We start from the raw sequence: 14,436 nt of genomic DNA, 5'->3' as shown, positions 1-14,436 counted from the left end.
CCGGCATCACTCGTTTGCAAATTGCAATTTCTTGGATGTTAACGCAACCTGTAGCTAAGGCTTGATGCTAAGGGTGACACTGGCGGTTTTGCCATTCTGTGATTTGGCGCTGATAGCCGCTTTACCAGAGGCAAGAATGTGCACGTTACCGTCTTCATCTACCGTAGCAACCGACGTGTTGCTGCTTGACCAGGTGATATCTTTGTTGGTCGCATGGGTCGGAGCGATTGTAGGGGTCAATGTGAAGTCAGGGTCGCCAACCTTGAGATTTAATGTGGTTTTGCCCAACGAAATGCGGGTGACGGGTTGTATCACAGTAACTTCAGCATCAGCGGTGAGCCCTCCGTCAGCGGTAGTAGCCGTAATGATAGCGGTTCCTGACGATTTGCCCGAGACAATACCTTTATTGCTTACAGTAGCGATGGCGCTATTGGAGGAAGACCATGTAATGCCTTTATTAGACACATTCATTGGCTGTATGGTAGCAACCAGCGGGGCCGTACTGCCTGCATTTACCGTGAGACTCGTGCTATTTAATGTTATGCCAGCCGCCGAAACCGAATCACCATAAGTTAGATTAACAGTAAGCAATATATCCGTGGCTAATGCCGTACGCATATAATCGGGTGAGCTGTAGCTGTATGCCGATATATTACCGAAGCTGCTAATGGCAGACTTCAGGTCATTGGCAATGCTTTTCTTGCCCGTATAACGAGCGGTAAAGGAAGGCTGATTGGTGGCCATAGTCTCTTTAATTTTGGTTGCAAGCTGAGCCGAAGTAGAAATCGTATATTCATCGTTTATATAATCCAGGTCAAGCGATTGCTGAAGCTTCTGATAAAAAGCGGCTCTTGCCGTATCCGTGTTTTCTTTGCTCAATAATGTGGAATTAAAATCGACTGTTGCGGCTGGATATTTCTTTTTCCAAGTGTGATTGGACTTGATCTGAGCGTCGGTCAGATTGTAGTAGCCATAGGCAAGTCGGCCTGCTGTATCGGGTACAGGATCATCCCAGGTTGTGTCAAGGTGATACCAGTTGCCTTCCAGCTTGACCAGATTCCATGTGTGCAGCTGACCTCCGGCTGTTCCTTCAATAATTTTATTTTCCAGTCCTGCATCCGACAGCATGCGGTAGGCGAGTAGGGCATAGCCTTGACATACTGTTTTTTGGTTGCCAAAAAGTCCGGCGTAAGCAGAGTGCTGTACCAATGACGTATCGTAAGCGAGATTAGAGATGATCCAATCGTGTATCGCTTTTTCTTTTTGAAAATCGTCCATGTCAGGTGTAATAATTTCAGATAAAATATCGCTTACTCGTGCAGCAACATCTTTGGATTGATCTTCAGTTTCCCAGTAAGTAAAAGTTAAGTTGATTGTCGAAGAATCCTTGTCGGATGACAACGTATAGCCATAAGACTTCGTACTGTAAAGTAAATAATCGTCTTTCTCATAAATAGCTGCCAGTATAGCGTTCATACTGGTCTTGGTTAAGGCACCGCCTGTGTAAGTAACACTGAAGGAAGCTGGTTTACTGAATATGGCAGCTTCAAGCTTAGCTTGCAAATCTTTGAGATCGGTCGCTGTTTGGGCAGCTGCATAGACAGGAGTTTCCCACCACAGGGTAGTTGTAAGACTAGAGCTTAAAAGGAAAGCAGACAGCAGCAGTGTCTGAGGAATACGTAAATTCATATACGACAAGTCTCCTTCTATTCTCTTGGATGATATTAATTAACCTACATACTGTTTTTATCGACATTTACACACAAAAAGTAAAGTATTTATCAATAAAATAAGATAGGGAATTTAAGGGGTCAAGCAGTGTGAATGAAACGATTTTTGTGGTATAATTTGTAACATACACTACGTTGGGGACGCACATAATTACACTCACTCCGCATCATCCATTAGATGACTTACGAAGCTCAATTTGGCACAATCCTGACCTGCTAACCATGTAAGTTTGGCTTGGACAAGCAAGGATTCGCTTATGATGCAAGTTTTGCTATGCAAAACCGAAGGAGGCTGTTTATGACTGTACAATGGGGAGTACAAATACACTCCGGTTATCATTGCCACAAGTGCGATCAGCAAATGGACATTATACTGCTTTATAAGCCGACCAACACGATATTTTTGTTTAACGGGTATTTTTTTCATACCGAATTAGCTTATGAGAAGACCGCGGCTATGATTGATTTAGCGAAACAGTACGGGATTATTCTGGAGAACAGATACAGTGCCTTTATTAAATCGGAATATATTATGCACGTTTGCCCCCACTGCGACGCAGGACAGGGTGATAACTATGTTGTCGTGGATAACCAGCAAATCAACAGCACGCTTATGAAAAAAAGTTTTATTGCCGTATATGAGGAGCAAACTGAGCTTTGGAACGAGATTCCCTTGGAGCAGTGGAGAAAAAAGCTGAGCGAAAGTCCCGCTATAAGGCCTGTACAACTGGTTGTCCCTATGATGGAAAAGGATAAAGCATTAAAGCTGGGAGCGCAATGGAATTCCAGAAATAAATCCTGGTATATCCCCGGTGATGCCGATCTAAAGCCATTTGAGCAGTGGCTGCCGACCACAAAAGGTTGGATGGAGTAGAATGGCATTTTCAGATCAAGTTGTCCATACAGATACAATAGATAAAGTAGGAGTTGTCACGGAGGTATTCGTTGGCAGCTCCTTTTCCATATCATCACAAACATCCATGCGTCCAGTATGGAGGAATCCATTGGAAATGCAGGAAAAACAGTATTAGGCCAGTTAACTTCTCAGACCCTCCATAGTGGTGTAAGATGAGATTATAGTGCAGCCTTGGTTTCTGATGTCCGAGCGGAATACCCAGTAATAACCAGCAGGTCTGTACACGATTTCAAAAAGACAGGTGATCAATATGCTGTATCTGAACCCAAGTATAGCTCAGACGCAAAATTTGAAATTGAACACGATGCTGATGCAGAGCATGCATATGCTGCAAATGTCTTCTACGGAGCTATTGGACTATTTGGAGGAGCAGACTATACACAATCCGCTGATGGAGGTTGCTTTTCATCCTGGATTGCCTCAGTCAAGAAAGAAAACGCTCTCCTCAAAACCTTCGATGGAAGTAGACAGCTATGAGGACCCATTGTTTAAGGTGGTCAGCAAGCAGGAGGAATCGCTCGAGATGGTGCTGCTTAGCCAGCTTCGCCTTAGCTCTATACCACAGAAATATATGGACATAGCAGAATTTATTGCCGGCAGTCTCAATGATGACGGGTATTTGACGATAAGCTTGGAAGAAGTGAGCGCCTGCTTAGGACGATCTGTGGAGGATATAGAAGAGGCGTTGAGCTGTGTGCAAGCTTTGGAGCCAGCCGGTGTCGGCGCCAGGTCACTGCAGGAATGCCTGCTGATTCAAATTAACAGAGACCCTGATGCCTTGGAGCAGGCTGCCCGTATAACTAGCGCGTATTTGCAGGAGGTAGCAGCAGGGAAACATCGAACGATAGCAGACCAATTGGGAATTTCCCTGGACCAAGTCAAAAAAACCATTCAGTACATCAAAACATTGAATCCACGGCCCGGCCTTGTCTACAGCAGTTTTACGGCATCTCCTATCGAGCCGGATGCGGTCATTTACAAAAATGGGGAGCAATACACAGTGGTGATTAATGAGGCATGTTACCCTCAGGTGCACATGAATGATTACTATAGGCAGCTCAAAAAGGAAACCTCCTGTAAGCAAACCAAAACGTTCATAGGCCAATATGCGCCATCCATTCAATGGTTAATTCGTAGTCTGGAGCAAAGAAAAGCAACGATAAGCAGAGTGGTTCTGGCGGTCATGGAAGAGCAGCGGCTCTTTTTGGAGAAAGGCCCGATGTATGTAAAACCACTCATTATGAAAGCGATCTCAGAACAATTAAACCTCGATATATCTACCGTCAGCCGGACGGTTAAAAATAAGTATGTGCAAACGCCGCGTGGTGTGTATCCCTTGAAGTATTTCTTTTCCAGTAAATTAGAATTAAGTGGTCAGGAACCGGCATCCGCACAAAGCATTAAAGCCCAAATCATGCAGCTTGTGAAGGAGGAGGACAAGCAGAATCCTTTATCCGATCAGCAAATTACCGATAGACTGGTTCAGCAGGGCTTGCAGATTTCAAGAAGAACGGTGATGAAATACAGGGAAGCGCTGCATATTTTGTCGTCTCGATTAAGATCCTCATAGTATTTGTGGTTCTAGCTATTCTAACTATCCGGTGAATAAGGAAGGAGGTTCGTCTACCGTGCCATATGAATCGGTTACCGCCAATTTATGGGAAAATATTATTGCCTCCATGCACAATGGCGTCATCGTCGTGAATTTGGATAATCAGATTTCATTGATGAATGAATCCGCTCAAAAGCTGCTGTCTGTTCATAACGAGGACTGGAAGGGACAAAGTATCAAGACGCTGATCCCCAACTCCCGAATGCATGAAGTGCTGGAGGGTGGAGAAAGCTCTATTGGAGAAAAAATGGTAATTTCCGGTCGGGCCTGCATGGTCAACCGGACACCGCTATACGAAAATGGGGACAGGGTTGGAGCTATTGCTGTCATTCAGGACATATCGGAGATGGATCATTACCGCAACCTGCTGAAGCAAATGGAATCGATTATCGAATTCTCGACTGACGGCATCTATGTTGTAGATCGGGAAGGCGTGACGATGCAGGTTAATACGGCTTATGAAGAAATCACCGGTTTCCGGAGGGACGAATTGATCGGCCGACGCATGGTCGATTTAATGTCGGAAGGGTATTTTGATCAGTCGGTCTCCTTGCTGGTGCTGGAGAGGAAGCAGCGAATTTCCATCATTCAACGAATCGGCGGCAAAAAAGATGTGATCGTGACGGGCAATCCTGTTTTTGATGAGCAGGGGGACTTGGAGATGATCGTTACAAGTGTTCGTGATATTACCCATCTTAACGATTTGAGGATGGAATTGGAGAAAGCGCACACGTTCTCCCAGATGCAGAACAATCGGTATACGATCAAGAGTGGGGAAACCGAGCAGAGCATTATTTTTCGCAGTCCGCAAATCAAGAAGGTGTATGAGCACATTCAGCAGGTGGCTCCCTATCCGACTAGCATCCTGTTATATGGCCCATCCGGTACGGGCAAAGAGGTGATGGCTAATCTGGTACACGATCTAAGTGAACGCAGAGAGAAGCCTTTTATCAAAATCAACTGTGGTGCTATTCCCGAGCAGCTGCTCGAATCGGAGTTGTTTGGTTATGAAGCGGGTGCGTTTTCAGGTGCGAGTCGAAACGGAAAGATCGGGTTGCTGGAGCTGGCGGATCAAGGTACGGTTATGCTCGATGAAATCGCGGAGCTTCCGTTGGCTCTTCAGGTAAAGCTGCTAAGGGTGCTTCAGGAAAGGCAAATGCGGCGTATAGGGGGAACGAAATGGCGCCATTTGGACATACGCATCGTCGCGGCTACGAATCAGGATCTCAGAAATCTGATCAAAAGCGGGAAGTTCCGGGAGGACCTGTTTTACCGTTTGGCTGTAGTGGAAATTGCGATCCCTTCCTTGGCAGAGCGACACGAAGATATTGAGCCGTTAATGGATCATTATTTTACTTATTTTTGTCGTCAATACCGGATTAATAAACAGATGTCCGAAGAAACCAAGGATATATTAATTCAATATCATTGGCCAGGCAATGTTAGGGAATTGAGAAATTTGATCGAAAATATGATCGTTTCCGTTCCATCCACAATGATTGAGCCGGTTCACCTGCCGCCACATATTCGGGATCAAGGCCAGTTCGATCCATTCACTTCATTAAAAGAGCGTGTTCAGCAATTTGAACGGAGATTGATCCATGAAGTCATTGAGAAGAACAGCTCGTTGAGGAAAGCTGCCGAGCAGCTGGGTATTGATCATTCGACGCTTTTGAAAAAAATGCAGCGATGGGATAAGGGATCATAAATCTGATTAGGTGTGGGTGGTGAATTATTTCCGCAGAGCGGTGATAAGATTCACCACCTTTTTTAACTCCTAGGGAAGGAGAAATGGAGGTCTTGGATATGCTACATGTACCAGTGAAACGAACCTATGGAACACGTTACAAGTATACAAACGCAGCTCTGGATTTATATAAGGAAGCTATGCTGTTTGATAGTATTGGTGACTTTTTTCACCACAAGTTTTTATTAACTTGATTTAGTGTACGGTAAGATAGCTTTCTGGGGGTTGGCACGGTTTTTGCATATATATTTAATTGTATCCATAGAAAAGGAGGTATTCCATTTGGAAGTGGAAACCAAAGGTATTTTTGTCAATGGGAAATGGAAAGTGACAGAACGCACTTATGTTTTGCGTGCTCCTTATGATGGCAAGGTACTGGCACACATTAGCAAGGCCGATGTGGAGGATGTTCAGGAGGCGATAGGAGGGGCGCACCAAGCATTTCAAACGATGCGTAAGATGCCTGCCCACCAGCGCTCCGATATTTTGTCCAAGGTCGTGGAGCAATTAAAGGAAAGAAGAGAAGAAGCTGCGCAATTGCTGTCGCTTGAAGCAGGCAAGCCGATTCGAACCGCAAGAGCGGAGATAGGCCGTACCATAACGACTTACCAGTTTGCCGCGGAGGAAGCCAAACGCATTTATGGGGAAACCATCCCGATGGATGCGGCTCCTGGTGGAGAAGGACGACTTGGTTTTACATGGCGGGAGCCTTTGGGTACGGTTGTCGCGATTTGTCCATTTAATTTCCCGTTTAACCTCGTGTCTCACAAGGTGGGTCCAGCGATAGCCGCAGGCAATACTGTAGTCCTGAAGCCAGCCGAGCAGACGCCGCTCAGCGCCTTGTTGATTGCCGAGCTGTTCCAGAAGGCCGGGTTGCCGGACGGAGCATTACAGGTCGTAACGGGAAGCGGCAGGGAAATCGGCGATGCTCTGGTGGAAGATGAGCGTGTCAAAAAAATTACGTTCACAGGAAGCTCAGAGGTTGGCAAGCAGATTAAAGCAAAGGCTGGACTGCGCAGAGTGACGTTGGAGCTTGGTTCTAATTCGGGGCTTATTGTTGAACCGGACGTGCCGATCGAAGCGATCATTCCGAGATGTGTCGAAGGAGCGTTCGCATTCGCCGGACAAGTATGTATATCCCTGCAGCGTATTTATGTCCATGCATCGATTTATAGCGAATTTGCGGAGCGTTTTATCGCTCAAACCGGACAGCTGCGGGTCGGCGACCCAACCGATGAGCAGACGGATATCAGTGCTATGATTCATGAACGGGAAATGGAACGGATTGATTCCTGGGTGCAGGAGGCGGTGGCGGCCGGGGCTAGAATCGGTTGTGGAGGCCGACGTGAAAATTCAATTTATTTACCGACGGTTCTGCTGGATGTCAAACCGGATATGTCGGTTTCGTGCAAGGAGGTTTTTGCTCCAGTCGTATCGATAGTCCCTTACAGCAGTCTGGATGAAGCCATCGAAATGGTTAATGATTCAGTTTATGGTCTGAATGTAGGGATTTATACGAAGGATCTCGAAAAGGCCTTCCATGCCGCTCGCGAAATTCAAGCCGGTGGTGTCATTGTCAACGATATCCCGACATTCCGGGTTGATCATATGCCTTACGGCGGTGTGAAAGAGAGTGGTTATGGACGTGAAGGCGTCAAATATGCGGTTCAAGAGATGACGGATCTAAAGTTTGTTTCGATCAAAACCCAATTATAGGAGGAATTATACATGTCAAATATTATTAAAGCGCGCCCTAAGCTGTATGTCATGGATAACGGTCGGATGAGCATGGACAAAAACTGGATGATCGCGATGCACAATCCGGCTACGCTTAATAATCCGAACGCGCCGACGCAGTTCGTAGAGTTTCCGATTTACACGGTTCTTATCGATCATCCGGCAGGCAAAATCTTGTTCGACACCTCCTGCAACCCTAACTCGATGGGGATTGAGGGGCGCTGGACGGAATCGACACAGCAAACGTTCCCGTGGGTAGCGAGCGAGGAGTGTTACCTGCATAACCGACTGGAGCAGCTAAAGGTAAGACCGGAGGAAATCAAGTTCGTTATTGCCTCTCACTTGCATCTGGACCATGCCGGATGCCTGGAGATGTTCACGAATGCGACGATTATTGTCCATGAGGACGAGTTGAATGGAACCCTTCAATCCTATGCGCGCAACCAAAAGGAAGGCGCTTACATTTGGGCGGATATCGATGCGTGGATTAAGAATCATTTGCAATGGAAAACGATCAAACGGGGAGAGGACAATCTGGAGCTGGCCGAAGGCATAAAAATTCTTAATTTCGGCAGCGGCCATGCGTGGGGGATGCTCGGTCTGCATATCGAAATGCCGGAAACAGGCGGCATTATTCTCGCCTCCGATGCTATTTACACCGCAGAGAGCTATGGACCCCCGGTGAAGCCGCCAGGGATCATCTACGACTCAATAGGATACAGAAATGCCGTTGAGAAAATTCGAACGATAGCGGAAAGAACGAATTCGCAAGTATGGTTCGGCCATGATCCTGATCAATTCAAGCAATTCCGCAAATCCACCGAAGGCTATTATGAATAAAGGAGGCGTCATCTATGAGCTTGTCCAAACTGGTCTATACGCCGCTTAACTATATGGGATGGGGGTCATTGGAGCAGCTATGGCCGGAGGTGGCGAGATACGCGCCATCGCGAATTTTACTAATAACCGATGCTATTCTGGAGAAATTGGGAATGATTGAGCCTATCTCTTCCAAGCTCAGGCAGCAGGGTTATGAGGTCGTTGTATATACGGATGTAGTTCCCGAGCCGCCGCTTGAGGTTGGCGAGAAGCTGGTTACCTATACGCGGGAAGGGAATTTTGAACTGGTCATTGGCGTTGGAGGTGGCAGTGCAATGGATTTGGCCAAGCTGGCCGCCGTGTTAGCCACGCATGAAGGCAAGGTTGCCGAATATTTGAATTTGACGGGAACGAAGAAGCTGCAGCACAAAGGGCTGCCAAAAATCCTGATTCCGACTACCTCAGGCACAGGCTCGGAGGTGACCAACATTGCGGTGCTTTCGCTGGAAACGACCAAGGATGTCGTCACGCATGATTATTTGATGGCGGATGTGGCTATCGTCGATCCGCAGCTGACCCTCTCGGTTCCTTCGCGTGTGACCGCGGCAACGGGTGTGGACGCACTCACCCATGCGATTGAAGCGTATATCTCGGTCAATGCGAACCCGATCACAGATGGACTGGCGCTGCAGGCGATCCGCCTGATTAGCGGCTCACTTAGAAAGGCGGTAAAAAACGGACAGGATCAACAAGCGCGCATCGATATGAGCTACGGCAGCAATATGGCGGGGATCGCCTTTTTCACTGCAGGCGTAGCCGGTGTTCACGCGCTGGCCTATCCGCTTGGCGGTCAGTTCCATGTCTCACATGGGGAGTCCAATGCTGTGCTGCTGCCTTATGTGATGGGCTATATCCGCAGCAGCTGCACGAAACGAATGGCCGACATTTTGCAAGCAATGGGCGGGCATGCCAGCTATTTGTCGGAGGAGGAGGCCTCGCGTAAATGTGTAGATGAGCTGGAGCGACTCGTTAGTGATGTCGGCATCCCGAATACTCTGCGTGGATTCAATATTCCTGAAAGCGCTTTGGAGAATTTGACGGAAGACGGAGTTAAGCAGAAGAGACTGCTGGCCCGTAGTCCTCTTCCACTTCTTAAAGAAGATATCCGTACGATTTATCAATCAGCCTTTGATGGAGTCATCACTGAGCCAGCGTGACCAAGTATATGATGAACATAGATAAGCCGGTCTTCCCTTTTTGGGATGGCCGGTTTTTTGTTTAAATCTTATATGCGCAAATCCGTATTCGATTTCCATGTGATGACATTGTTATGAGATACATACTCTTTCATCAATTGCTTATTGTCACGGGATTGTGCCGCTCTCTATACTGAAGCCGTAATCGCCGATTTGGCTAAAACAGGGGGGAATCAGATGAACGATCATGAACACGTAGAAACACTCATTATAGGTGCTACATTTGCTGGAATAGGTATCGGGGCTTGTTTGGGAGAGAACGGATTGATTGTAGAAAGAACGATGCTGCCTGGACACGAATTTATTAACAGCTATCAGCCAGGGAAAGGCTGGAAAATCGAGCATCAGCAGCCGCTTGCTGAACAGCTTCAGCAGCAGTGGCGCAGCAAAGGTCTGCTTACCAAGGATGGAAAGGTCCATCTCGGAGGGATCGCACCCACTGTCCATAAGCTGCTGCTCGATTCGAAGCAGCCGATTCGACTGATGAACGAGATTGTTGAAGTGTGTCCAAATGAAAGCGGCGGCTGGAGGGTTACGGTTTTTGATGCTTCAGGCATTCGCACATTGACGGCGGGACGGATCATTGATACAACCTCGGACTGCCGTTCTGCTCCGGGGCGTTATCAGGCCAAGGCCAAATTCATTGGCGCTGCGCTGCATCGTACAAGTACGGAAGAAGCACAGAACGAAATACCTCAAGCATGGCAGCGTGCTATCCTACCTGGTGCTTATGCTTCAGAGGCTTATTTGCAGCTGCCGATCGATATGGGTGCAACCTGGGAGCAGGCGCGGTACGAGCTGTTTCAATCCTGGAGTGAGCGGCCTGAGGAGCTTAAGCTATGGACAATTGCTGCGATTGCCGATGCATTTACTTATCACGTATCCAGCGGGCATGAACAAATTGCAGAGGGTTGGGATTGGCTTCCATCCTGCGCTTACGATAATCCATTGGAAGCGATAGAGGCGGGCATCCGCTACTACGAAGAAAGCGTGGTGATCTCATCATGATCCTTATGCAGCGTGAGCAAGGGACTGCTGTCCCTGTACAGGTAGAGAATCGATTATTTCAACAAACCTATGATCTTATCGTGGTCGGATTAGGTACAGCGGGAGCGATAGCAGCGCTGACTGCTGCCAGCAAGGGACTTCGCGTGTTGGGATTGGAGCGGCTGCATGCCATGGGCGGTGCCGGAACGATTGGCGCAGTTGTTGGCTATTACTATGGCTCCAAAGGCGGGCTGTTTGAGGAAATTGACAAGCAGGTGCAGCAGCTTGATTCCGTTGGTTTCACGAAAGCGGGCGGTGTCAACGCGGAGCTGAAGAAATATGTACTGGAGCAGCGTTGTCTGGAAGCCGGGGTGTCCGTACGTTATGAGTGTGCTGTCATTGGAGCTTATCTGGAAGGATCAGCTGTCCAAGGCGTACGCTGGGTCGGGCCGAGCGGGGTAGAGGAAGCAGGCTGCCGCATGCTGATCGATGCGTCTGGAGATGCCGAGGTATGTGCGATGTTTGGAGCTGCGATGCTGCCGCCAGGTCGACCTTTAGACGGAAAAATGCAGCCTTATTCCCATCCTATCGTATCTGTCCAGAACGATGTGGTAAGAGCTTTTTATACAGACTCGGGTTACGTCGATCAGACGCAGGACAATGAGCTGACACAAGCCATTATGCAATCCGCCTGCATGCCGACGCATCTCCCTGAACAGTTCGATGAATCTCGCAAATTTCTGAAGCTGGCACCTCAGCTTGGTATTCGCGAGGGCCGATTCATCCGTGCGGAAGAGCAGGTGACGTTCGCAGATGTACTGAATGACCGATTGTCGTCGCAGCCTTTGCTGTATGCTTATTCCAATATGGATAATCACAACAAGGACATTGCCTTTGAAAGTGTGCTGCAGCAGGATTGGGCCGTTGCTGCCAGCCTGTGGGGGATTACCATATCGGTACCTATTCCGCTTGGTGCCCTTATTCCGCAAGGCTTTGATAATGTGCTTGTGGCTGGACGTGCGCTTGGTGTTGATCACGATCTGGCTTCCTGCGTCCGGATGAAACGCGACATGCAGAAATGTGGTGAGGCAGCGGCGTTGGCCGCTTACGTTGCGATCAACGGGAAGCAATCGCTTCGCTCCATAGATTACGAGCAGCTTCGTCCACTACTGCTCGAAAACGGCTGCCTGAATCCTTCCAATCATTTCGGGATGAAGGACAGCATGTCGACACAGGACGATCAGAATACGATTGTGTCCTGGATGACCGATCACGAAACGATCCAGGAAGGCTTGGCTTCGATCAGACCCGGAATTGCAATATGGTCGTCCCGAAGAGAAGGAGCTGCCATCAACGCTTCGCTCAGAGAATGGGTGACACAGCAGGAGGACGAAAGCCTGCGTAGGCACAGCGCTTTCGCATTGGCTTTGCAGGGAGATGCAGCGGCTATCCCTGTGCTCAGGGAAATCATGAGGGAACGGGATACGTTTGTTCCAAGAACGAGCCGCAAATATAATCAGGTTCGTGGCTACGCTTCGATTTATTTACTCGGCTTGCTTGGTGATATGGAAATCGTGCCCGAGCTGCTCGAGATTATACACAGCCGCGAGCAATTTGTTAATTTGTCTACGGATGTTGAGTTTATCAATCATGACGATGAATACTTTTTCCAATACTTTTCGTTCTCGCTGATGGCGCTGTTTCGGATTGCCGAGCGGAATCGCGGCGTACGTGCGGCAATCATCAAGACGATAGGCTCCCTTGTCAGTGCCCCGGACTTTTCGATCATGGTGACCATGAAGCCGACCAAGGATCTTGACTTTGATATGGCAGGTACGATTCGACATATCGTTAATGAGCGATTTGCCCAATGGCAGGCAGAAGAGAGCGCAGTTCATTAGGCGGATTGTCATCATTTGCACAGGCCTATCATCAATTGAACATAGCTTTTCTGCTTAACCATTTTATAATTGAACTACACATATCAGCTTTATCCATAGGAGGGCTTGAATTTGAAAGTACTTATTAATAAAAAACAAATCACTGCATATACAGCTATACTCGGTCTGACCGGAAGCCTGCTGGCAGGCTGCGTATCGAGCGACAAAGCCAGCAATGCCAATTTCGCTGCTAATTCAGACCCAGCTTCAACCGCTCCGGTCAAGCTATCGTATTGGGTAGCCATGCCCGCTGATGCTGCCCGGTCTATAAAGAGCTTTAACGAAATGCTCTTCTATCAGGAGCTGGAGAAAAAAACAGGAGTCAAAATCGATTTTCAGCATCCTGCAATCGGCAGTGAAACTGAACAGTTCAACCTGATGATCGCATCCGGCAATCTGCCAAACATTATTGAATCCGATTTCACCAAATACCCGGGAGGACCTGAGAAAGCCATCTCCGACAAGGTATTGATCAAGCTTAACGATGTTATCGACAAGAATGCGCCCAATTTGAAAAAATATTTGGATGAGCATCCCGAGATTCGTAAGGATATCGTCACCGACGACGGTACCATTTATGTGTTTCCAGGCATAGGAATCGGTAATAATGCGGTTTCAGGAGGACTGGTGCTGCGCAAGGACTGGCTCGATGAATTGGGGCTTGCCGTACCGGAAACGATCGACGACTGGACGAATGTGCTGCGCCAGTTCAAGGAGAAGAAATCGGCCAAGACACCGTTCACGATTCGGTTGAATGACCTTAATACACAGCTGTTTAATGGTGCTTATGGCATTGGCTATGAATTTTATATGGATCAGGGGCGCGTCAAGTATGGTCCCTATGAGCAGGGCTACAAAAATTATTTGACACAAATGAGTGCGTGGTACAAGGAAGGGCTGATCGATCCCGATTTTGCCACTCAGGATGCCAAATTACTGGACGCTAAGGTGACGAATGGCAGCGCAGGAGCGCTATTTACTTACATCGGCAGTGGGATGGGCAAATATTTGAACAGCACGCCTGGCAAAGACAGTAAATTTGATCTCGTTGGCGCACCTTATCCGGTTCTCAAGAAAGGCGAAGAGCCCAAATTCATCAACAAGCCTTATGAATATCGCGGTGGCGGAAGTGCAGGAATTACACCGTCGAATAAAAATGTTGCGGCAACGGCTAAATGGCTCGATTATCACTATTCCAATGAAGGCCATATGCTCAAGTCATTTGGCGTCGAGGGTCAGACCTACAATATGGTTAGCGGCTATCCGAAATATTCGGATCTTATTCTAAAAAATCCCGACAAGCTGTCCGTAGGTGAAGCGATGTCCAAATATTTGCGTGTATCTACGCCATCGCCCGGCCTTGTTGGAGACGATCGTTATATAGACCAATATTACGTCTACAAGCAGCAAAAGGAAGCTTCGGTCACGTTCAGTAAACATCAGAAAAATGCGAACGACGTGCTGCTGCCACGCATCAGTCAGACACCTGAGGAAGCCTCCGAATTGTCGGCGATTATGGCCGAAGTGACGACTTATCAGAGCGAAATGTTTCTCAAATTCATTATGGGTGCAGAACCTATTACCAATTTCGACAAATACACGGCTCAACTGAAAAATATGAAAATCGAGCGTGCTATCGCGATCAAGCAAGCGGCTCTGGACCGTTACAACAAACGGAAATAGGAGTGAACC

Annotated in this window: 11 protein-coding genes; 10 read left to right on the top strand and 1 reads right to left on the bottom strand. The window is 47.8% G+C overall.

The genetic code is table 11. The features are described from left to right. Positions 1-54: 54 nt before the first annotated feature. Entirely contained in the window at positions 55-1,689 is a 1,635-nt protein-coding gene (locus NST47_RS31355) for an Ig-like domain-containing protein (protein WP_341158635.1), read from the bottom strand. 339 nt (positions 1,690-2,028) lie between these two features. Here NST47_RS31355 and NST47_RS31350 point away from each other — a divergent pair, with 339 nt between their 5' ends. From NST47_RS31350 to NST47_RS31305, 10 genes are all read left to right on the top strand, one after another. Next, positions 2,029-2,604 (top strand): DUF5710 domain-containing protein, encoded by a 576-nt coding sequence (locus tag NST47_RS31350; RefSeq protein WP_341158634.1) that lies wholly within the window; start codon positions 2,029-2,031, stop codon positions 2,602-2,604. Positions 2,605-2,896: 292 nt separating this feature from the next. Next, a complete protein-coding gene (gene rpoN, locus NST47_RS31345; RefSeq protein WP_341158633.1) occupies positions 2,897-4,216 on the top strand; it encodes an RNA polymerase factor sigma-54 in 1,320 nt (439 codons plus the stop codon). Between the two features lie 58 nt (positions 4,217-4,274). After that, positions 4,275-5,966: a sigma 54-interacting transcriptional regulator gene (locus NST47_RS31340; protein ID WP_341158632.1), complete on the top strand. Its 1,692-nt coding sequence runs from the start codon at positions 4,275-4,277 to the stop codon at positions 5,964-5,966. Between the two features lie 98 nt (positions 5,967-6,064). Beyond that, positions 6,065-6,199 carry a hypothetical protein gene (locus tag NST47_RS31335; protein ID WP_341158631.1) on the top strand — a complete coding sequence of 45 codons (135 nt, stop codon included), beginning with the start codon at positions 6,065-6,067 and terminating at the stop codon, positions 6,197-6,199. Between the two features lie 88 nt (positions 6,200-6,287). Beyond that, positions 6,288-7,721 (top strand): aldehyde dehydrogenase family protein, encoded by a 1,434-nt coding sequence (locus tag NST47_RS31330; protein ID WP_341158630.1) that lies wholly within the window; start codon positions 6,288-6,290, stop codon positions 7,719-7,721. Between the two features lie 12 nt (positions 7,722-7,733). After that, positions 7,734-8,582, top strand: coding sequence for an AhlS family quorum-quenching N-acyl homoserine lactonase (gene ahlS, locus NST47_RS31325; protein WP_076237815.1), 849 nt, complete (start codon positions 7,734-7,736; stop codon positions 8,580-8,582). A 14-nt stretch (positions 8,583-8,596) separates the two neighbouring features. Then, positions 8,597-9,778, top strand: a complete 1,182-nt coding sequence (locus tag NST47_RS31320) for an iron-containing alcohol dehydrogenase (protein WP_341158629.1) — start codon at positions 8,597-8,599, stop codon at positions 9,776-9,778. Between the two features lie 216 nt (positions 9,779-9,994). Continuing rightward, positions 9,995-10,825: a hypothetical protein gene (locus tag NST47_RS31315; protein ID WP_341158628.1), complete on the top strand. Its 831-nt coding sequence runs from the start codon at positions 9,995-9,997 to the stop codon at positions 10,823-10,825. A 5-nt stretch (positions 10,826-10,830) separates the two neighbouring features. Then, a complete protein-coding gene (locus NST47_RS31310; protein WP_341158627.1) occupies positions 10,831-12,705 on the top strand; it encodes an FAD-dependent oxidoreductase in 1,875 nt (624 codons plus the stop codon). A gap of 111 nt (positions 12,706-12,816) precedes the next feature. Then, entirely contained in the window at positions 12,817-14,427 is a 1,611-nt protein-coding gene (locus tag NST47_RS31305) for an extracellular solute-binding protein (protein WP_341158626.1), read from the top strand. The last annotated feature ends 9 nt before the right edge of the window (positions 14,428-14,436 follow it).

Origin of the sequence: Paenibacillus sp. FSL H8-0034, from assembly GCF_038000305.1 — a bacterium.
GTDB lineage: Bacteria > Bacillota > Bacilli > Paenibacillales > NBRC-103111 > Paenibacillus_S.
Note: the sequence above shows the minus strand (reverse complement) of the source record. Positions and strands in the feature narration are given on the sequence as shown.